This window comes from Arthrobacter sp. TE12231 (assembly GCF_054062895.1).
This window is the reverse complement of sequence record NZ_JBSSFS010000001.1, coordinates 1,934,373-1,954,773: the sequence shown is the minus strand read 5'-3', so window position 1 is coordinate 1,954,773 and position 20,401 is coordinate 1,934,373. Positions and strand designations below refer to the sequence as shown.

The following is a 20,401-nucleotide window of genomic DNA, read 5'->3' as shown; positions in this document are numbered from 1 at the left end:
GCTAAGGTCTTAATAGAAGAGCAGGAAGGGGCTGATGCACGATGGAGACTCCGAACACTGACCCGGGCCGCACACCGGCCGAGGACGCAGCGGATGCTGCCGCACGGGCGGACGCGTCCCGGGCCGCTGCCGGTGAGGGGGAGCGGTACGCCGCCAATGAACTCTCCGTCGCCGAGCGGCAGGTCAATATCCTCCGGGACAAGCTCCGGCACATTGACCGCCAGCTCGCCGCGGCCACGCAAAACAACTCAAAGCTTGTCAGCATGCTGGAGACCGCCAAGGCGGAGATCCTGCGGCTCAAGAACGCCCTCGACCAGGAGGGACAGCCGCCGTACAGCTTCGGCACCATCCTTCAGCTGAACCCGAAGCGTCAGCCGACCGCCGGGAACAGCGGCCAGGCGGCCACTGAGGAATCGGTCGATATCTTCAACGCCGGCCGCAAAATGCGCGTGGGGATCAGCCCGCTGGTGAACATCAACCAGCTGGCAGTCGGCCAGGAAGTCCTCCTGAACGAGGCCCTGATGGTGGTCGCCGGGCTCGGCTACGAGCGCGCCGGGGACCTGGTCACCCTGAAGGAGATGCTGGGGACGGACCGCGCCCTGGTGGTGGGCCGGGCCGACGAGGAACGGGTCATCCGGCTCTCCGGGGCCCTGCTCGCCCAGCGGCTCCGGGTCGGCGACGCCCTCTCTATCGATTCCCGCACCGGTTACGCCCTGGAGAAGATCCCGCGCTCTGAGGTCGAAAACCTCGTGCTGGAGGAAGTCCCGGACATCACCTACCAGGACATCGGCGGTCTCGGCCCGCAGATCGAACAGATCCGCGACGCCGTCGAACTGCCATTCCTGCACCCCGACCTCTACCGCGAGCACGGACTCAAGGCCCCCAAGGGAATCCTGCTGTACGGCCCGCCGGGCTGCGGCAAGACCCTGATCGCCAAAGCCGTGGCCAACTCGCTGGCCGCCCGGGCCGCCGAACGTGCCGGCAAGACGGACATGAAGAGCTACTTCCTGAACATCAAGGGACCCGAGCTCCTGGACAAGTACGTCGGCGAGACGGAGCGGCACATCCGCCTGATTTTCGCGCGCGCCCGCGAAAAGGCCTCCGAGGGCAGCCCCGTGGTCGTGTTCTTCGACGAAATGGATTCGCTGTTCCGCACCCGCGGCACCGGCATCTCCTCCGACGTCGAAACCACGATCGTTCCGCAGCTCCTCAGCGAGATCGACGGCGTCGAACGGCTGGACAACGTGATCGTGATCGGCGCCTCCAACCGCGAAGACATGATCGATCCGGCGATTCTGCGCCCGGGCCGCCTGGACGTCAAGGTCAAGATCCAGCGTCCCGACGCCGAGGCCGCCGCCGACATCTTCAACAAGTACATCACCACGGACCTGCCCTTCCACGAGTCCGACCTCGCCGAGCACAACGGCGACGTCCAGGCCACGGTGGACGCCATGGTCCAGCGGACCGTCGAGGCGATGTACTCCACCGAGAAGTCCAACGAATACCTCGAGGTGACCTACGCCAACGGCGACACCGAAATGCTCTACTTCAAGGACTTCAATTCCGGCGCCGTGGTGCAGAACGTCGTGGACCGGGCCAAGAAGTACGCCATCAAGGACCTGCTGACCATCGGGCAGAAAGGCCTGCGCATCGATCACCTGCTCCGGGCGGTCGTGGATGAGTTCCGTGAGCACGAGGACATGCCCAACACCACCAACCCGGACGACTGGGCACGGATCTCCGGCAAGAAGGGTGAGCGCATCACATACATCCGCACCATCGTCCAGGGCAAGGCCGGCCAGGAGCCCGGGAAGTCCATCGAGACGATGCCCAGCACAGGGCAGTACCTGTGACGGCTGGTGTCCCGGGACGGCCGGCCGACACAGCCGGCGGCCTGCCCGTCGGCGGTGCGATGCGGGTGATGGGCTCGGAGACCGAGTACGGCATCCACGCGCCGTCGGCCCCCGGCGCCAACGCCACCATGATGTCTGCCCGCGTCATCCAGGCATACGCCCAGGTCACGCGGCAGCGGGCGGCCGGCGGGGCCGAAACCCGGTGGGACTACACCGACGAAGAGCCGTTGCACGACGCCCGCGGCTGGACCTTGGAGCGCAGCAGCGCGGACCCCGAACAGCTCACCGACCAGCCTCCGGTCCTGGACGCCGAGGCCATAGCCCTCGCCTACGGCCGTCAGGAGCTGGAGGCCGACGGCGAGGACGAGGCCGGCACGCTGCTGATGAACATGGTGCTGGGCAACGGGGCACGGTTGTACGTCGACCACGCCCATCCGGAGTACTCCGGCCCCGAGGTCACCAACCCGCGCGCCGCCGTCACATGGGACGCCGCCGGAGACCTCGTGGCGCTGGCCGCCGTCCGCCGCCTCGCCGCCGACCCCGAGCTGCCGCCGGTCAACCTCTACAAGAACAACACGGACAACAAGTCCGTCTCCTACGGCTCGCACGAGAACTACCTCATGCCCCGCTCCGTGCCGTTCGGCGAGATCGTTCGCGGGCTCACCCCGTTCTTCGTCACCCGGCAGATCATCTGCGGCGCCGGACGCGTGGGCCTCGGGCAGGACAGCTCCCGGCCCGGGTACCAGATCAGCCAGCGGGCCGACTTCTTCGAAACCGAAGTGGGACTGGAAACCACTATCCGCCGGCCCATCATCAACACACGGGACGAACCCCACGCCACCGCGGACAAGTACCGCCGGCTCCACGTCATCATCGGTGACGCCAACCTCAGCCAGGCATCCAACTTCCTCAAGTTCGGCACCACCGCGATGGTCCTGAGCCTGATCGAGGCCGGCCTGGCGCCCCGGATTGAGGTTCACGAGCCCGTCGCGGCCCTGCAGACGGTCAGCCACGACACCTCGCTGACCGCGATGCTGCGCCTGAGCGACGGCCGGCGGATCACCGCCCTGGACCTGCAATGGATCTATTTCGAGGCCGCCTCCAAACACGCTCAGGACACCGGCGTTGCGGATGCCGTGGACGGTGACGGGCACACCCACGAGGTCCTGGAACGCTGGTCCGGCACCTTGAGTGAACTCGGCGGTGACCGGGCGGCGGCCGCCTCCTCCGTGGAATGGCTTGCCAAACTGTCCCTGCTGGAGGGCTACCGCCAGCGCGACGGCCTCGAGTGGGACAATGCCCGACTGGGCCTCGTGGACCTGCAATGGGCAGACATCCGCCCCGAAAAAGGGCTCTACTACCGCCTGCTGGCCCGCGACCGGATGCAACGGATCGTCGACGACGCCGCGATCGGCCGCGCGGTGACCGAACCGCCGTCGGACACGCGCGCGTACTTCCGCGGACGCTGCGTCAGCCGTTTCGGCGCCGACCTTGCGGGAGCGAGCTGGGACTCGGTGATCTTCGATCTTCCCGGCCGCGGCCGGCTCCAGCGGGTCCCGACCCGGGAGCCGCTGCGCGGAACCGAAGCCCTCACCGGCGGCCTCTTCGCCCGGCACCGGGAGGCCGGGACGTTCCTGGCCGAGCTGCTGGGACTCAGCCCCGGTTCCTAGGAACAAAAGGCCCCCGCGGGCGCCCCGCGCGTGGCACTATTGCTACAGGAAGTCCCTTACGAGAAAAGGGACGGACATGAAGGAGAGAACAATGGCAGGCCAGGAGCAGCAGCAGCCGCAGTCGCGGGACACCGAGGTTGACGAGGACGTCCCCGCCGCGCCGCCGGCCCCCGCAGACGCCCAGGCATCGGCAGCCACCCAGGGCGTTGACGATCTCCTCGACGAGATCGACGGCGTGCTGGAATCCAATGCCGAGGAGTTCGTCCGCGCATTCGTCCAAAAGGGCGGCCAGTAGGAGCGCCGCCGGCCGCCGGATGAGGGCGGCAGGAGGGGCTAAGAGCCGGAAGAGTCGTTGATCCACCACGTTGAGGGAGCGTCAGTGCAGGAAACAACAGCCAACCGCGTAGCAGCCAACGCGACGTCCTCATTCACTGAGCATCTGCAGCGCGAGCGGCCCGACTTAATGCCCTTCGGCCACATGCCTTTCAACCAGCTGGCCGCCGCCGGCCAGACCGCAGCACCCCTCCAGGCCCGGCACGGCACCACGATTGTGGCGATGAGCTACGCCGGGGGAGTGCTGATGGCCGGCGACCGACGCGCCACGATGGGCAACGTCATCGCGAGCCGGCACATCGAGAAAGTCTTCCCCGCCGACCAGTACTCCGTACTGGGCATCGCCGGAACCGCCGGAATCGCCCTCGACATCACCCGGCTGTTCCAGGTTGAGCTGGAGCACTACGAGAAGATCGAAGGCACGCTCCTGAGCCTGGACGGCAAGGCGAACCGGCTCGGCGCCATGGTCCGGGGCAACCTGCCCATGGCGATGCAGGGCCTCGCCGTCGTCCCCCTGTTCGCGGGGTTCGACCGGCCCGCCGGCTTCGGCAGGCTCTTCTCCTACGACGTCACGGGCGGCCGCTACGAGGAACAGGAACACCATGCCGTGGGATCCGGCTCGATGTTCGCCCGCGGCGCGCTGAAGAAACTCTGGCGCCCCGGGCTCTCGGAGCAGGATGCCGTGGCGGTCGCCGTCGAGGCACTCTACGACGCCGCCGACGACGACTCCGCCACCGGCGGCCCCGACCCGGTCCGGCAACTGTGGCCGGTTGTCTATGTGGTGAACCGGACGGGCGCCGTCCGGGTCCCGGACCGCGATCTCGCCGCCGTGGCCGGCCGCATCATCGAATCCCGGGCCGTCGCCCAGCGGGAGGCCTAAGATGACGCAACAGTTTTATGTATCCCCTGAACAGCTGATGAAGGACCGTGCGGACTTCGCACGGAAGGGCATCGCCCGCGGACGCTCAGTGGTGGTCATCAGCTGCAAAGACGGGATTGCCCTCGTGGCGGAGAACCCGTCCCCGTCACTGCACAAGATCGGCGAGATCTACGACAAAATCGCGTTCGCCGCCGTCGGAAAATACAACGAGTTCGAGAGCCTGCGACAGGCCGGGGTGCGGTACGCCGACGTCCGCGGCTACTCCTACGACCGTGAAGACGTCACGGCCCGCGGCCTGGCCAGCGTCTACGCCCAGAGCCTCGGAGCGGTGTTCACGGCCGAGCAGAAACCCTTCGAGGTGGAACTGGCCGTCGCCGAAGTCGCCCAGACCCAGGAGGCGGACCACCTCTACCGGCTGACATTTGACGGGTCCATCGCCGATGAACACGGCTTCATCGTGATGGGCGGGCAGGCGGACAAGGTGTCCGAGGCTGTTGCGGCGGGCTGGCAGGGCGAACTCGACTTCGCCGGAGCCATCCGGCTGGCCCTCGCCGGGCTCGTCGCGGACAAGGAAACAACCACCCTGCCGGCGTCCGCGCTGGAAGTTGCGGTACTGGACCGCGGTTCGGAAACCGGCCGCGGCACCCGCCGGGCGTTCAGGCGGCTCGAGGACGCGGACATCGTGGCACTGCTGGCTGAGGAGAAGTGAGATGGACAAGCGCATATTCGGCATCGAAACCGAATTCGGAATTTCCTATTCAAGCCCGGAGTCCCGGCCGCTCGCGCCGGAGGAAGTCGCCCGCTACCTGTTCCGCAAGGTGGTCAGCTGGGGACGGTCCTCCAACGTCTTCCTGACCAACGGCTCGCGCCTCTACCTGGATGTCGGATCCCACCCCGAGTACGCCACGGCCGAGTGCGACGACCTCGCCCAACTGATCGCGCACGACCGCGCCGGGGAACTGATCCTGTGTGACCTCGTGGACGAGGCCCAGGAACGGCTGGCGGCCGAGGGCTTCAACGGCACCGTCTACCTGTTCAAGAACAACACCGACTCGGCCGGAAACTCCTACGGCAGCCACGAAAACTACCTCATCCCGCGCCGCGGGGAATTTTCCCGGCTCGCCGAGATCCTGATCCCGTTCCTCGTGACGCGCCAGCTGATCGCCGGGGCCGGCAAAATCCTCAAGACCCCGCACGGGGCCACCTTCGCCTTCTCCCAACGGGCCGACCACATCTGGGAGGGCGTGTCCTCGGCCACCACCCGCTCCCGGCCCATCATCAACACCCGGGACGAGCCGCACGCGGATGCCGAGTTCTACCGGCGCCTGCACGTGATCGTGGGCGACTCCAACATGTCCGAAACCACGGCCCTGCTCAAGATCGGCACGGTGGACCTGATCCTGCGGATGATCGAGGCCGGGGTGATCATGCGCGACATGCGGATGGAGAACCCGATCCGCAGCATCCGGGAAATCTCACACGACCTCAGCGGCCGGGCCCTGGTGCGGCTAGCCAACGGCCGGCAGCTCACGGCCTTGGAGATCCAGCGCGAGTACCTGAGCAAGGTGACCGCGTTTGTGGCCGAAAACGGTGTCCACAACGCCCACGTGCCGCTCATCCTTGACCTGTGGGAGCGCACCCTGGATGCGATCGAAAGCGGTGACACCAGCACGATCGACACCGAAGTGGACTGGGCCATCAAGAAGAAGCTCATGGACAACTACAGCGAACGGCACGGCCTGGGGCTCGACGCCCCCCGGATCGCGCAGCTTGACCTGACCTACCACGACATCTCCCGCAGCCGTGGCCTCTTCTACCTGCTCCAGGCCCGCGGGGCCACCCGCCGGGTAGTGGACGACACCACAGTTAAGGACGCGGTGGACGCCCCGCCGCAGACCACCCGGGCCAAACTCCGCGGCGACTTCGTCCGGCGCGCCCAGGAACTGGGCCGTGACTACACCGTGGACTGGGTTCATCTGAAGCTCAACGACCGCGCCCACCAGACCATCCTGTGCAAGGATCCGTTCCGGAGCGTGGACGAGCGGGTCGATGCCCTGCTGGACTCGATGGGCTGATACCCAGCTTTGCACGTTATTCTGAGGTAGGGCCGCCTTGCGGCCGCCGCTTTCTTTGCCCCGGGAAACCGAACGGCACTGAGTCCACCCTGCCTCGACGAAAGTTTCCAAGTGCGCCGACTACTTGCAATTCTTCTGCCCGGACTGCTGCTGCTGACCGCCTGTGGCGGCAGCGAAGCGCCCCCGGCGCCGGAACCCACCAGCCAGTCCGCGGGTGAGACCGCCAAGCTGGACTCGGTCAAACTCACGGAGAACGGCGACAAGAAGGCCCCCGGTGTTGAATTCACCAAGCCGCTCGACGTCAAGGAACCCACTGTCAAAGTGGTTACCGAGGGCAGCGGCGACCGGGTGAAAGCCAACCAGATCGCCGACATCTCGATCGTGGCCTTCAACGGCACGGACGGCTCCACCCTCGAAGACACGTTCCCGAACGATCCCGAGCCGCTGGAGCTGAACGACGAGCTCAAGACCAGCAGCCCCGTGATCTACAACGCTTTCGTGGGCGCCAAGGTGGGCTCCCACATTGCCCTGGCCGTCCCGGGCCAGGCCGCAGCCGAAGGCACCGAGGCCAAGCCCACGCAGCTCCTGATCGTCAAGGTGCTCTCCGCCAAGGACGCCCCGCCGGTCCTGGACAAGCCGCAGGGCGACGCCGTCACCCCGCCGGCCGGACTGCCGACCGTCAAGGAAAACGACAAGGGCGTTCCGGAGATCTCCGTTGCAGGCGTCCCGGCACCGACCGCGCTGATCTCCCAGGACCTCATCACCGGCAAGGGCCAGGCCGTCAAGGATTCCGACACCATCACAGTCAACTACGTGGGCGTTGCCCTCGCGACCGGCAAGGTGTTCGATTCCAGCTTTGACCGCGGCCAGAAGGCCACCTTCCCGCTCACCGGCGTCATCAAGGGCTGGACCCAGGGCCTGACCGGCAAGACGGTCGGCTCGCGCGTCCTTTTGGTGGTCCCGAAGGACCTCGCCTACGGTGATCAGGGCCAAGGCGACGCCAAGGGCGACCTCGTCTTCGTCGTCGACATCCTCGGCGTCAAGTAATCCACCGCATTCACCACACGTCACCCCCAAAGGAGCAACCATGTCATTTGGACAGCGCAACCTCGACCGCGAAAAGCCGGAAATCGACTTCCCCCAAGGAGACGTCCCCACCGAACTGGTCATCACGGACCTGATCGAAGGCGACGGCGCCGAGGCCAAGGCCGGCGACACCGTTTCCACCCACTACGTGGGCGTCGCCTGGTCCACCGGTGAAGAATTCGACGCTTCCTGGGGCCGCGGCGCGCCGCTGGACTTCCGGGTCGGCGTCGGCCAGGTCATCCAGGGCTGGGACCAGGGACTCCTCGGCATGAAGGTCGGCGGCCGCCGCCGCCTCGAGATCCCCTCCGAGCTTGCCTACGGTTCGCGTGGCGCCGGCGGGGCGATCGGCCCCAACGAGGCCTTGATCTTCGTCGTAGACCTCGTCGCCGTCCGCTAAGGGACGCCGAGCACCACTAGCAGGGCCGGCTGCATCAGCAGACTGAACCGGCACCTGATCACCCCCTTGGGGCGCAAGCGCGGTAACAATCGGAAAAGTTCTTCCGGCTGTTGCCGCGCTTTCGTCCTTTTCGGGGATCGGCTTTAGTAGCCTTGCGGGGTGTCCGCCTCACGTACAGAACGCCTCCTGAACCTGCTCATTGCCCTGCTCAACACCAAGTACGGCCTGCGCCGCAGCGAGCTGCGCGCAAAGGTCTACCGCGACACCACGAGCAGTGATGTCGCGTTCGGCCGCATGTTCGAACGCGACAAAGGAGAGCTGCGCCAGTTTGGCTTCGATGTTGAGGCCGTGACGGACCAGGGCTGGGGCTCCGACGACCCGGCCACCACCCGGTACCGGATCGGCAAGGAATCGAACCGGCTCCCGGACGTCAGCCTCACCCCCGAAGAGTGCACGGTGCTGATCCTCGCGGCGCAGCTCTGGGAGCACGCCGCGCTCGGCTCCGCCGCCGTCGACGCGGTCCGCAAGCTGCAGGCCGCCGGCGGCCTCGTCGACGCCGAACTCCCCGTCGGGGTCCAGCCGCGCATCCGACCTGCCGGCCAGGCGTTCGAGGACCTGGTGGCCGCCATGCACGCCCAGCACCCGGTCAGCTTCAGCTACCTGGCCGGCAGCACCGGCAAGGAGCAGGAACGCCTCGTGGAGCCCTGGGGCCTCGGCAGCCGCTTCGGCCAGTGGTACCTCGTGGGCCACGACCGGGACCGTGGGGACAAGCGGTTCTTCCGGCTGTCCCGGCTGACCTCCGCCGTGACAGTGCTGGACAAGGAGAGCTTCACCCCGCCGGCCGGGTTCAACGTCCGCGCCGAACTGGCGGGCCTGGCCGAGCTGCCGCTGCAGACCGCCGTCGTCGACGTCGACCAAGGACGGCTGCTCGGCCTGCGCAAACGCGCCCTGTCAGGGCCCACCGCCCCGGAAGCCGGTGCCGCCCTCGAAGCCGGGGAGCAGCCTGCGGCGGGACGGGACCGCCTTACGGTGTCCTTCCGCGACGCCGAAACGCTGGGCGAGGAGCTGGCCTCCTACGGTCCCCGGGCCGTCGTGGTGTCGCCGCCCGAACTCGCCGCCGCCGTCCGCCGCCGCCTCGCCGCGGCCGCCGCGTTCGCCGCCGCGCCGGTCCCGGAGGTGGCCTTCCCGGAGGCCGGCCGCGCCGCCCGGCCCCGAAAACGCACGTCTGAGGACCAGCTCAAGCGGATGCTGCAACTGGTTCCCTTCCTGGTCCACAACCAGGGGCTGCACATCAGCGAGGTCGCCGCCCGTTTCGGAATCACCCGCAAGGCCCTCGAGGACGATCTGCGCATCCTGATCTGCTCGGGCCTGCCGGAAGGCTACCCCGACGATCTGCTGGACATTCAGTGGGACGATGACCACGTCTTCATCACCCAGGACCTGGACCTGACCCGCCCGGTACGTTTCACCGTGGACGAGGCCTGCGCGCTCCTGACGGGCCTGGAGACGCTCAACGGCCTGCCCGAGCTCGCCGGAGGCGGCGCGCTCGAATCGGTGACGCTCAAGCTCATGGCCGCGGCGGGGGAGGAGGGGCTCAAAGCGGCCGCGCTCTCCGGCCCCGAGGTGGCCCCCGGCAACTCCGCCACCTTGGAGACCGCCCGCGCCGCGATCCGGTCCGGCGCGCAGCTTCATTTGAAGTACTTCTCCCCGCAGCGCGACAGCGTCTCCGAACGCGACGTGGACCCCCTGCGACTGTATTCGCTCGACAACACGTGGTACCTCGAGGCTTACTGCCACTTGGCCGGGGGCCTGCGCAACTTCCGCCTGGACAGGATTGAGGATCTCACCCCCAACGGGCGCCCGGCAGCCGAAACGGCGACACCGGCGGACAGCTTCCCGGTAAAGCTGTTCACACCGAACGACGACGACACGTTGGTGGTGGTGCAACTTGCCCCCCGCGGCACCGGCCTCGCCGACGACTACTATGCCGAACGGACCGCCGACCTGCCTGATGGCGGCCTGCTGGCCGAGATCCGGTTCGGCAGCACGGACTGGCTGCCGATGTTCGTCTCCCAGCACGGAGGCATGGTGCGGATCCTGCAGCCGGCCACCCTCGCCGAGGCGTCGCGGCAGTGGCTCGCCGCCGCCCTGACGCAATACGAGGACTTACCGGACCTCCCGATAGACTAATCAGCATGCCTTGGTGGTCCTGGATCCTGATCTGGATAGCGCTCGTCGCGCTTTCGCTGTTGTTCTATGGCGTGCTCGGCGTGCGGTTGTACCGGCAAGCCACCACCGCGCTCAGGGAACTCGGTGAAGCCATGGACCGGTTTTCCCGCCTTCCGTCACCCGCTGAAGATGGCGCCGGCGCCTCGGGCGGCGCGGCCCCTCAACCGGTACCCGGTGGCGCCGTTTTTGCCTCGCCTGCCCGGATGCGTCATGATTACGACGCATCCAAGCTCGCCCGGCAGGACGCCCGCCGGCTGCGCCGCATCCAGCGCAAGAAGGACCGCGGGCAGCCCCAGGCGCTGCGCGACATCGAATTGGGTTAGACGTAGGATGTATTCAAACGAAAGGACCTCTTGACATGAGGCTTGAAGGCTGGCATCTCATCATCATCATCGTTCTGGCATTGGTGCTGTTCGCTGCACCGAAGCTGCCGGGCATGGCCCGCAGCCTGGGCCAGTCGATGCGCATTTTCAAGTCGGAAGTCCGGGAAATGAAGAAGGACGGCACCTCCGACGCCAAGGACGGCTCCGAGCCGGTCGAGGGCCGGGTTGTTAACCACCCGCAGGCCGCCGCCCCGGAAAGCCGCACGGGCGACGGAACCGACGTTCCGCCGTCGACCCGCGCCTAAGACCGCATGGCAGTAACCATGAGCCGTCGATCAAACCCCGAGGGGAAGATGGCGCTCCTTGACCACCTGAAAGAGCTGCGCAACCGGCTCTTCAAGGCGGCAATCGCCGTCGTCATCGGGACGGTGGCGGGCTTCCTCGTCTACCAGCCGTTTCTGGCTGCGCTGACCAAGCCGATCCGGGACCTGAACGAACAGCAGGGCCGGCAGGCGACGCTGAACTTTGACGGGGTCGCGAGCTCGTTCGACCTCATGATCCAGGTATCCGTGTTCCTGGGCCTGATCATCGCCAGCCCCGTCTGGCTCTACCAGCTCTGGGCCTTCATCGTGCCCGGGCTGCACAAGAAGGAACGCCGCATCGCCCTGTCGTTCGTGGCAGCGGCCGTGCCGTTGTTCGTCGGCGGTGTCCTGCTGGCCTGGCTCGTGCTGCCCAACGCGGTGCGCGTGCTGACCGAATTCACGCCGGCGGGCGGCTCCAACTTCATCAGCGCCCAGGTCTACCTGACCTTTGTCCTGCGGCTGCTGCTGGCCTTCGGCATCGCCTTCCTCCTGCCGGTGGTCCTGGTCGGACTGAATCTGGCCGGCATCGTCAAGGGCCAGCAACTTCTCAAAAGCTGGCGGATCACCGTGTTCCTGGTCTGCCTTTTCGCCGCCATGGCGGCTCCCGGCGCCGACGCCACAAGCATGTTCTACCTCGCCGTCCCCATGCTGGCCCTGTTCTTCGCAGCGATCGGGCTGTGCATGCTCAACGACCGCCGGCGCGAACGACGCGCCGTCAAACGCGCCGCCGAGACCGAAGCCACCGCGGACCAGGCCACCCCAAGCTCCGAGCTGGAGAATCTCTAGGCCTTCGCGCATTAGGCTGGAAGCATGTCGTCACACCCCGGGCCGGAGTCGCCGTCCGAACGTTACCGCGCCAGCGTCGAGCGGGCCGCCGAAGCCAAGACCTACCTGGGGGGTTTCATCCGCTCCCTGGAATTCGAACTCGATGAGTTCCAGCGCGAGGCATGCCTGTCCCTGCAGGCCGGCCGCGGCGTGCTCGTGGCCGCCCCCACCGGGGCCGGGAAGACGATCGTGGGCGAGTTCGCCATCTACCTGGCCCTCCAGCGCGGGCTCAAGGCTTTCTACACCACGCCCATCAAAGCCCTGAGCAACCAGAAGTACTCCGAACTGGCCGCCAAGTACGGTGCCGCCCAGGTGGGCCTCCTCACCGGCGATACGAGCATCAACGGCGACGCACCCGTGGTGGTCATGACCACCGAAGTGCTCCGCAACATGCTCTACGCGGATTCGGACACGTTGGATGACCTTGGTTTCGTCGTCATGGACGAGGTCCACTACCTGGCCGACCGCTTCCGCGGCGCCGTGTGGGAGGAAGTCATCATCCACCTGCCCAGCGAGGTTCAGGTGGCCTCCCTGAGTGCCACGGTCTCCAACGCCGAGGAGTTCGGCGCGTGGCTCGATACCGTGCGCGGACAGACCGACGTGATCGTCTCCGAGCACCGCCCAGTGCCCTTGTGGCAGCACGTCATGGTGGGCCGGAAGATCGTGGACCTGTTTGCCGGCGATACCAGCTTCGACGAGATCGCACCGGCCGGTCAGGGCGCTGGCAGTGAGGCGGCTGCCACTGCTGTGACAGCGACCGCCGTGACGGCAGAGGTGCCCGGGCGGGCCGGATTCGAGGTCAACCCGGAGCTGCTCTCCATGGCACGGGCCGAGAGCCAGATGAATTTCCGCGGCCGCTTCGGCCATGGCGGCCGGAACCAGCGCCGCCAGCAGCGTGGCCAGCGGGACGAACCCCAGGGCGGCCAGCGCAGCCCGGTCCGGAAGGCCAGCCGGCCCCAGGTCATCGCCAGCCTGGACCGGCAGGACCTCCTGCCGGCCATCACGTTCATCTTCTCTCGGGCCGGCTGCGACGCGGCCGTGGCGCAGTGCGTCTCCGCCGGGCTCTGGCTGACCAATGAGCGCGAGCAGCAGATCATCGCCCAGCGCGTTGACGAAGCTGCCCAGGACATCCCCTCGGATGATCTCGATGTGCTCGGCTTCTGGAGCTGGCGGGACGGCCTGCTGCGCGGACTCGCCGCGCACCATGCCGGCATGCTGCCGACGTTCAAGGAGGTCGTGGAGAAGCTGTTCGTCGACGGCCTGGTCAAGGCCGTCTTCGCCACCGAAACGCTGGCCCTGGGCGTCAACATGCCGGCGCGCTGTGTCGTGCTGGAGAAGCTGGACAAGTTCAACGGCGAGGCGCACGTCAACATCACGGCGGGGGAGTACACCCAGCTGACGGGCCGTGCCGGCCGCCGGGGCATCGACGTCGAGGGCCACGCGGTGGTGCTGTGGCAGCCCGGCACCGATCCGGCCGCCGTCGCCGGTCTCGCCTCACGCCGGACGTACCCGCTGAACTCAAGCTTCCGTCCCACCTATAACATGTCCATCAACCTCCTGGCGCAGTTCGGCCGGCCGCGCGCCCGGGAAATCCTCGAATCGTCCTTTGCGCAGTTCCAGGCCGACCGGTCGGTGGTGGGACTGGCCCGGCAGGTCCGGAGCCGGGAGGAGTCCCTCGAGGGGTTCAGCAAGTCCATGACCTGCCACCTGGGCGACTTCACCGAGTACGCCCGGTTGCGGCGCGCGCTGGCCGACGCCGAGAAGATGGCGTCCAGGAGCAGCTCCCGGGCGGTGAAGTCGCTCACGGAGGACTCCCTGAGCCGTTTGCTTCCTGGCGACGTGGTGGATGTTCCCTCCGGAAAGTCGCCGGGCCTCGCGGTGGTGCTCAGCTCCGACCACGAATCCAGGGAGCCCCGCCCTGCCGTCATGACGCTGGACAACCAGCTCCGCCGGATCGGCCTGCAGGACGTCGAGGGTCCGTTGTCGCCCATCACGCGGATCAGGATTCCCAAGTCCTTCAACGCCAAGGTCCCCAAGTCGCGCCGCGACCTGGCGTCCTCGGTGCGCAACGCCATCCGCGAGCACCGTCCGCCGGCGCCGCCGCGCCGCGACGAGGACTTCGGCCGGTCTGCGGCCGCGCCCAACCAGGAGAAACGGATCGCTGAGTTGCGCAGGGAGCTGCGCGCCCACCCGTGCCACGGCTGCAGCGAACGTGAGGACCACGCCCGCTGGTCCGAACGCTGGTGGAAGCTCCGTCAGGAGACGGACGGGCTGATTCGTCAGATCCAGGGCCGGACCAACACCATCGCCAAGACATTCGACCGTGTGTGCGGCGTCCTGACGAGCTACGGCTACCTGGAGACCTCGGACACCGGCGTGCTGTCCATCAGCCCGGACGGTCAGCGGCTGCGGCGGATTTACGGCGAAAAGGACCTGCTGATCTCGCAGTCCCTGCGGATGGGTGCATTCAATGACCTCGACGCCGCCGAGATCGCCGCCCTGGCCAGTGTGCTCGTCTACCAGGCCAAGCGCGAGGACCGCGGCTTGCGGCCCAAGATGCCGAGCATCTCGCTGGAATCCGCCGTCGATACCGTGGTGCGCGAGTGGTCCGCCCTCGAGGACGTGGAGGAGGCCAACAAGCTGCCGCTCACCGGTGAGCCCGAACTCGGGCTGGTCTGGCCGATCTTCAAATGGGCCAAGGGCCGGCACCTCCAGGACGTGCTCAGCGGCACTGACCTGGCCGCAGGCGACTTTGTCCGCTGGGTCAAACAGGTCATTGACCTTTTGGACCAGCTCGCCGACATCCCGAACCTCGACCCCCGGATTGCGCGGCTCTGCGCGGAGGCGATCAAGCTCATCAAACGCGGCGTCGTCGCCTATTCCTCAGTGGCCTAGGCTGCTGGCCGTACCGGGCCGCTCGCTGGCCCGCTAACGCGGCCTGCCAAGACTTTTAAACCCGCCGGCGCCACGCCGGCCACCGTTACAAGGAGTTACCGACCCATGACCGATTCGCCGGCTGCCGCAGCCCGCAAAGTCACGCTGTACCGCAACGGCTCCGTCTACACGGCGGCCGACCCTTTCGCGACCGCGATGCTGGTCGACGGCGATACCGTCGCCTGGGTCGGTTCCGAACAGGCTGCCACCTCCATTGCGGACTCTTCGATGGAGGTGATCGATCTGCAGGGCGCGCTGCTCGCCCCCGGTTTCGTCGACTCCCACGTCCACCTGACGGAAGCTGGTATCGCGCTCGATTCGCTGCAGCTGGCGGGCGTGCGCTCCGCTGCTGAACTGCTCGACGCCGTCTCCGCCTCCAGCGCCTCCGCCTCCAGCGCGGGCGGTACCGTGCTGGGCCACGGCTGGGACGAGACCACCTGGACCAACCCCGCGCTGCCCAGCCGGGAGGAAATCGAACGTGCCGCCGGCGGCCGCAAGGTCTACCTGGCCCGTGTGGATGCCCACTCGGCCCTCGTGTCCAGCTCCCTGGCGGCATCGGCGGGGCTGGAAGGGCTCGACGGCTTCGCCGCCGACAGCCAGGTCAAGCGCGGCGCCCACACCGCGGCCCGCCAGGTGGCCCGCCAGCTGCCGGCGGACACCCTGCGCGGCTACCAGCGGCGCGCCCTCGCCGAGGCGGCCGCGAACGGATACGTGGCCCTCGCGGAGATGGCCGCTCCGCACATCGGGACGGTTGAGGACCTGCGGGTCGCCGCGGGCTGGAACAGAGCCTCCGGCGCAGTGGTCGATGCCGCGCATCCGGTGCCGGAGATCCTGCCCTATTGGGGCGAGCTGGCCTCCTCCGAGGACCACGCCCGGTCCATCCTTGACGGGCTGGGCGTCCCGGTTCTGGGCCTTGCCGGCGACCTCAACATCGACGGCTCGATCGGCTCACGGACCGCGTCCCTGCGTGCCGACTACGCGGACGCGCCGGGGGAGCGCGGCAGCCAGTACCTCTCCGTGGCCGAGGCGGCCGCCCACCTTGCGGCGTGCTCGCTCCTGGGCGTTCAGGCCGGCTTCCACGTGATCGGTGACGCCGGTCTGGACGCAGCCCTGGATGCCCTCGACCTGGCCGCTGCCGAGGTGGGCGAACAGCGCGTCCGCGCCGCGGGGCACCGCTTTGAGCACGTCGAGCTCGCGGATCCTGCGGCAATCACCCGGCTGGCCCGCTACTCCGTCACCGTCAGCGCCCAGCCGGTCTTCGACGCCCTGTGGGGCGGCGGGGACAGCCTGTACCAGCAGCGCCTCGGCGACCGCAGGCTGGGCATGAACGCTTTTGCCAGCCTTTACGCGGCCGGTGTGCCGATCTGCTTCGGCAGCGACACCCCCGTCACGCCGCTACGGGCGTGGTCCAGCGTGCGGGCGTGCCTGGAGCACACCAACCCGGCGGAGCGGATCTCGGCCCGCGCAGCGTTCCTTGGCCACACCCGGGCCGGCTGGCGGGCAGCCCGCTACCGCAACCCGATGGCCGGGCAGCTGGTGCCCGGGGCCCCGGCCAGCTTCGCGGTCTGGGAGGTCGAGGAACTCATGGTCCAGGTTGCCGACGGCCGGGTGCAGTCCTGGAGCACCGACCCGCGGGCCCGCACGCCGCTCCTGCCGGCACTGGATACGGGCACGGACCCCGTCTGCCTCCAGACGGTGCGCGACGGCCAGGAACTCTATGCCAGCGGTGCGCTCGGCGCCTGACCGTACGGGCGACGCATACAGCCGGCGGCCCAGAAACATTGACCCGCGGACCCCTGCCCTGAGCTGGGGCGATGGATAAAACGGCAGGTCACGGCTCGGTTGACAGATTGGGGCACCGCCGTAGCATTGAGGGTCAACGGAGGGTTGCGTACGGCGCAGGCTCCGCAGTCCCCGGTCCATTCCAGGTTGCCGCACCCGCGGGAGCTTTACTGGTCATGACCACGGGCACCCCGAGGGGGCGGGTCTACTTCGCAGCAGAAAACGGTTCCGGCGCCGAAATTTTCAGGCCTGCCGGTACTGGCCCGAAGCGGGTGGACCTGCCCGGGGCCGCCATGCGGCCCGTCACGCGCGTGCGACTCCCTATAATGGGAAGTTGCGCCTGAAAGTCTTCGACGATTCTCTGCCGGCGCACCGACCGCTCCCTTCAAGGAAAGGCCTCGCTGTGCGTGTCCTCACCATCATCCCCACCTATAACGAGCTGGAATCGTTGCCCAAGACGCTCGGTCGCCTGCGCACAGCCGTGCCTGCCTCCGATGTGCTGGTTGTCGACGACAACAGCCCGGACGGCACAGGACAGCTGGCGGACCGAATGGCCGCCGACGACAGCCAGATCCACGTCCTGCACCGGGCCGGTAAGGCAGGGCTCGGCGCCGCGTACATCGCAGGCTTCAAGTGGGGCCTGGACGCCGGCTACGACATCCTCGTGGAGATGGACGCCGACGGCTCGCACCAGCCCGAGCAGCTGCCCCAGCTGATCGAGGCCGTGGAGCAGGGCGCGGACCTCGCCATGGGCTCACGCTGGGTTCCCGGCGGCAGCGTCGTCAACTGGCCGCTCTACCGGCAGGCCATCAGCCGGGTCGGCAGCACGTACGCCCGGATCATGCTGGGCGTTAAGATCAAGGACGTCACCGGCGGCTTCCGTGCCTTCCGCCGGACGACGCTCGAGAAGCTGAACCTGGATGCGGTGGACTCGGTCGGCTACGGCTTCCAGGTGGACCTGGCCTGGCGCGTGGCCAAGCTCGGCCTGACGATCGTGGAACGCCCCATCACCTTTGTTGAGCGTGAACTCGGGGCCTCGAAGATGAGCGGCAACATTGTCATCGAAGCCATGATCAACGTCACGAAGTGGGGCCTGACTGCCCGCTGGAACAAGCTCAGGGGCAAGAAGGACGCCTAGCGGCCCGGACGGCACCGTCCCGGAAGCAGACCGCCCACGAAAAAGGACAGGGCCCGCATCACTAGTGATGCGGGCCCTGTCCTTTTTTAGCCGGTGGTATCAGCTGGCCGTCTAGGCCGACCGGCGTTCGCCGCGGCGTTCGCGCAGGATCGTGAGACGGTCTTCGAGGATCTGCTCAAGCTCGGGGAGGCTACGGCGTTCCAGCAGCATGTCCCAGTGCGTGCGCACTGCCTTTTCGTTGCTGTTGACGGGGCGTTCGCCGTCCACCAGCAAGGCCTCCTTGCCCGTCTTCGAAACCCAAACCGGGGGGATTTCGGCTTCCGAGGAGAACGTCACAAACACCTGCTCGCCGTCCTCGCAACGGTATTCAACCCGCTGGCGCGGAGCCGGTTCGACGCCGGATTCGGTCTCCATGCTCTGTGCGCCAAGGCGCATACCCCGCAGGCTGCGATCGCTCATCTTTTCTCCCTCTATTCGGTTCGCAGGGTCCAGCCCTGCGTTATCCGGGGACCGTCAGGCGCCGGACTTCTGGTTGCACTGTGCTGTACCGCGAGTGGCCCGCTGACCGGGCCGGATGACAGTCACCAGTGACAAAAACTGTTTGGCACGTCATTGGAATCAACGCTGTACGAAGCGTTTTTGTTCCGGACGGCTGAACCGGCCGGACAAATACCCAAGTATACGGCAGTGGTGCACACGAGGTAAAGCGAGTAGCCGGGCAGCGCGGACCACGTAAGGAGTACCCGCCTGCCTGGTCCGGCCTTAAACGGCGGGCCCCACGGCCGGGCCTCAATGACCGGGCCATGGGGCCTGCGGGGGCTCCCTTGAACCGTGATGCGGGCGGTGCCCGACGGTCCGGGAGGTGCCGGGCGCCTAGGCCTGGCTTCCCGGGGTGTCGACCCCGCCGGGCGCGGCCAGCGTTTCGGCATCCGACGACGTCGCCGTCGGGGGAGCTGGAGCCGGAGCCGGAGCTGGTCCGGTACCCAGGACGCTCCCGATCCCCTTGAGTGCGTCGCCGACCTCGCTGGGAATGATCCACAGCTTGTTCGACGAGCCCTCGGCGATCTTCGGGAGGGTCTGGAGGTACTGGTAGGCCAGCAGCTTCGGGTCGGGGTTGCCCTTATGGATGGCGTCGAAGACCTTCTGGATGGCCTGCGCCTCGCCGTCGGCCCGCAGGATCGCCGCCTTGGCGTCGCCTTCGGCCTTCAGGATGGAGGACTGGCGCTGGCCTTCGGCGGTGAGGATGGCCGATTGTTTGGTTCCCTCCGCGGTCAGGATGGCGGCGCGGCGGTCGCGTTCGGCCCGCATCTGCTTCTCCATCGAGTCCTGGATCGAGTGGGGCGGATCGATGGCTTTGAGCTCCACCCGGGAGACGCGGATGCCCCATCGTCCCGTCGCCTCGTCGAGCACTCCGCGGAGCTGGCCGTTGATCTGGTCGCGCGATGTCAGCGCTTCCTCGAGGTTGAGCCCGCCGACCACATTGCGCAGTGTTGTGGTGGTGAGCTGCTCCACGGCCTGGATGTAGTTCGCGATCTCATAGGTGGCGGCGCGGGCATCGGTGACTTGGAAGTACACCACGGTGTCGATCGAGACCACCAGGTTGTCCTCGGTGATGACGGGCTGCGGCGGGAAGGAAACCACCTGCTCGCGGAGGTCCAGCAGCGGCAGCAGGCGGTCCACAAACGGAATGAGCAGGGTGAGGCCGGGATTCAGGGTGCGTTGGTATTTGCCCAGCCGTTCAACGACGCCGGCCCGGGCTTGCGGAATGATCCGGACCGACCGGACCAGCACAATAATTACGAACGCAATCAGTACCAGCAGCACAATTGCGATTGCGATATCCATACATCACCTATTCCCCAGTTGTTTGATTTTGGTGTCGCTGTGGCAGATCCGCGGCGGTGCGGCCCGCTGCCGGTGCCGCAGGATGTCCTGCCGCCTCTTTATTGGATGGCCGATTCCGGCTGCGGGGCCACGATCGCCGTGGCCCCGTCGATGGCGCTGACCACGGCCTGCTGGCCTGGCGCGAGCACCCCGGATTCGGACCGTGCGCTCCAGACGTCCCCGCCAATCTTGACGAGGCCGCCGGTCTCGCTCACTGCCTCCATGACGAGGGCGGATTCGCCGATGAGTCTTTCGATGTTGCTGCGCTGGTCCGCCGGGCCCTTGTGGAGGTGCTTGAGGGCCACCGGCCGGACAAAGCCGATCATCAGCAGGGACACAACGCAGAAGGCGATGATCTGCAGCCACAGATCGGCGCCGGCGAAGTCCGCCACCAATCCGGCGAGGGCACCTCCGCCGAGCATGATGAAGAACAGGTCCAGGGTGAGCATCTCGACCACGGCAAACAGGAGGAACAGGGTGAGCCACAGCGCCCACCAGTTCTCGACCAGCCATACAGACATCAATTCCCCCTTGAGTTCCGGGAGCTGAAAGCACAGCTCCTCAGTAACTGTCTTTCCATCCTAAACTGAAGGGCAACGACTGGACCCGGGCGCCGAAAATTGGTGGACA

At 67.3% G+C, this 20,401-nt stretch carries 18 protein-coding genes; 15 read left to right on the top strand and 3 right to left on the bottom strand.

The annotated features are described in order from the left end of the window. Positions 1-41 precede the first annotated feature (41 nt). The 15 genes from arc to ACVWYS_RS08815 all read left to right on the top strand — a co-directional run bounded on the left by arc (position 42) and on the right by ACVWYS_RS08815 (position 17,887). Entirely contained in the window at positions 42-1,853 is a 1,812-nt protein-coding gene (gene arc / locus ACVWYS_RS08885) for a proteasome ATPase (protein ID WP_344367684.1), read from the top strand. Further along, positions 1,850-3,523, top strand: a complete 1,674-nt coding sequence (gene dop, locus ACVWYS_RS08880; RefSeq protein WP_456509597.1) for a depupylase/deamidase Dop — start codon at positions 1,850-1,852, stop codon at positions 3,521-3,523. The genes arc and dop overlap by 4 nt, the downstream gene beginning before the upstream one ends. A 91-nt stretch (positions 3,524-3,614) precedes the next feature. After that, entirely contained in the window at positions 3,615-3,818 is a 204-nt protein-coding gene (locus tag ACVWYS_RS08875) for a ubiquitin-like protein Pup (RefSeq protein WP_026266331.1), read from the top strand. 84 nt (positions 3,819-3,902) lie between these two features. Further along, positions 3,903-4,736 carry a proteasome subunit beta gene (gene prcB, locus ACVWYS_RS08870; protein ID WP_456509596.1) on the top strand — a complete coding sequence of 278 codons (834 nt, stop codon included), beginning with the start codon at positions 3,903-3,905 and terminating at the stop codon, positions 4,734-4,736. A gap of 1 nt (position 4,737) precedes the next feature. Next, entirely contained in the window at positions 4,738-5,445 is a 708-nt protein-coding gene (gene prcA / locus ACVWYS_RS08865) for a proteasome subunit alpha (protein ID WP_091254221.1), read from the top strand. 1 nt (position 5,446) lies between these two features. Beyond that, the gene (pafA, locus tag ACVWYS_RS08860; RefSeq protein ID WP_456509595.1) at positions 5,447-6,811 is read left to right on the top strand and encodes a Pup--protein ligase; all 1,365 of its coding nucleotides are present in this window, start codon (positions 5,447-5,449) and stop codon (positions 6,809-6,811) included. A gap of 111 nt (positions 6,812-6,922) precedes the next feature. Further along, positions 6,923-7,858: an FKBP-type peptidyl-prolyl cis-trans isomerase gene (locus ACVWYS_RS08855; protein ID WP_344367682.1), complete on the top strand. Its 936-nt coding sequence runs from the start codon at positions 6,923-6,925 to the stop codon at positions 7,856-7,858. A gap of 40 nt (positions 7,859-7,898) precedes the next feature. Further along, a complete protein-coding gene (locus tag ACVWYS_RS08850; protein WP_091254229.1) occupies positions 7,899-8,294 on the top strand; it encodes an FKBP-type peptidyl-prolyl cis-trans isomerase in 396 nt (131 codons plus the stop codon). A 159-nt stretch (positions 8,295-8,453) separates the two neighbouring features. Further along, entirely contained in the window at positions 8,454-10,484 is a 2,031-nt protein-coding gene (locus tag ACVWYS_RS08845) for a helix-turn-helix transcriptional regulator (protein ID WP_456509594.1), read from the top strand. Between the two features lie 5 nt (positions 10,485-10,489). Continuing rightward, positions 10,490-10,846, top strand: coding sequence for a hypothetical protein (locus tag ACVWYS_RS08840; protein ID WP_456509593.1), 357 nt, complete (start codon positions 10,490-10,492; stop codon positions 10,844-10,846). A 35-nt stretch (positions 10,847-10,881) separates the two neighbouring features. Continuing rightward, a complete protein-coding gene (tatA, locus tag ACVWYS_RS08835) occupies positions 10,882-11,151 on the top strand; it encodes a Sec-independent protein translocase subunit TatA (RefSeq protein WP_344367679.1) in 270 nt (89 codons plus the stop codon). A gap of 48 nt (positions 11,152-11,199) precedes the next feature. Further along, positions 11,200-11,994 (top strand): twin-arginine translocase subunit TatC, encoded by a 795-nt coding sequence (tatC, locus tag ACVWYS_RS08830; protein WP_344368079.1) that lies wholly within the window; start codon positions 11,200-11,202, stop codon positions 11,992-11,994. A gap of 24 nt (positions 11,995-12,018) precedes the next feature. Further along, the gene (locus tag ACVWYS_RS08825; RefSeq protein WP_456509592.1) at positions 12,019-14,928 is read left to right on the top strand and encodes a DEAD/DEAH box helicase; all 2,910 of its coding nucleotides are present in this window, start codon (positions 12,019-12,021) and stop codon (positions 14,926-14,928) included. A gap of 105 nt (positions 14,929-15,033) precedes the next feature. Next, a complete protein-coding gene (locus tag ACVWYS_RS08820; protein WP_456509591.1) occupies positions 15,034-16,710 on the top strand; it encodes an amidohydrolase in 1,677 nt (558 codons plus the stop codon). Between the two features lie 442 nt (positions 16,711-17,152). Beyond that, positions 17,153-17,887 (top strand): polyprenol monophosphomannose synthase, encoded by a 735-nt coding sequence (locus tag ACVWYS_RS08815; RefSeq protein WP_091256196.1) that lies wholly within the window; start codon positions 17,153-17,155, stop codon positions 17,885-17,887. A gap of 111 nt (positions 17,888-17,998) precedes the next feature. On the opposite strand, the gene ACVWYS_RS08810 is transcribed toward ACVWYS_RS08815, so the two are convergent. The 3 genes from ACVWYS_RS08810 to ACVWYS_RS08800 form a co-directional block, all read right to left on the bottom strand. Beyond that, positions 17,999-18,346 carry an RNA polymerase-binding protein RbpA gene (locus ACVWYS_RS08810; RefSeq protein WP_026266329.1) on the bottom strand — a complete coding sequence of 116 codons (348 nt, stop codon included), beginning with the start codon at positions 18,344-18,346 and terminating at the stop codon, positions 17,999-18,001. Between the two features lie 414 nt (positions 18,347-18,760). Further along, complete coding sequence (locus tag ACVWYS_RS08805) at positions 18,761-19,732, bottom strand: SPFH domain-containing protein (RefSeq protein ID WP_456509026.1); 972 nt, start codon at positions 19,730-19,732, stop codon at positions 18,761-18,763. Positions 19,733-19,830: 98 nt separating this feature from the next. Further along, positions 19,831-20,292, bottom strand: a complete 462-nt coding sequence (locus tag ACVWYS_RS08800) for an NfeD family protein (RefSeq protein WP_456509025.1) — start codon at positions 20,290-20,292, stop codon at positions 19,831-19,833. Positions 20,293-20,401: the final 109 nt, after the last annotated feature.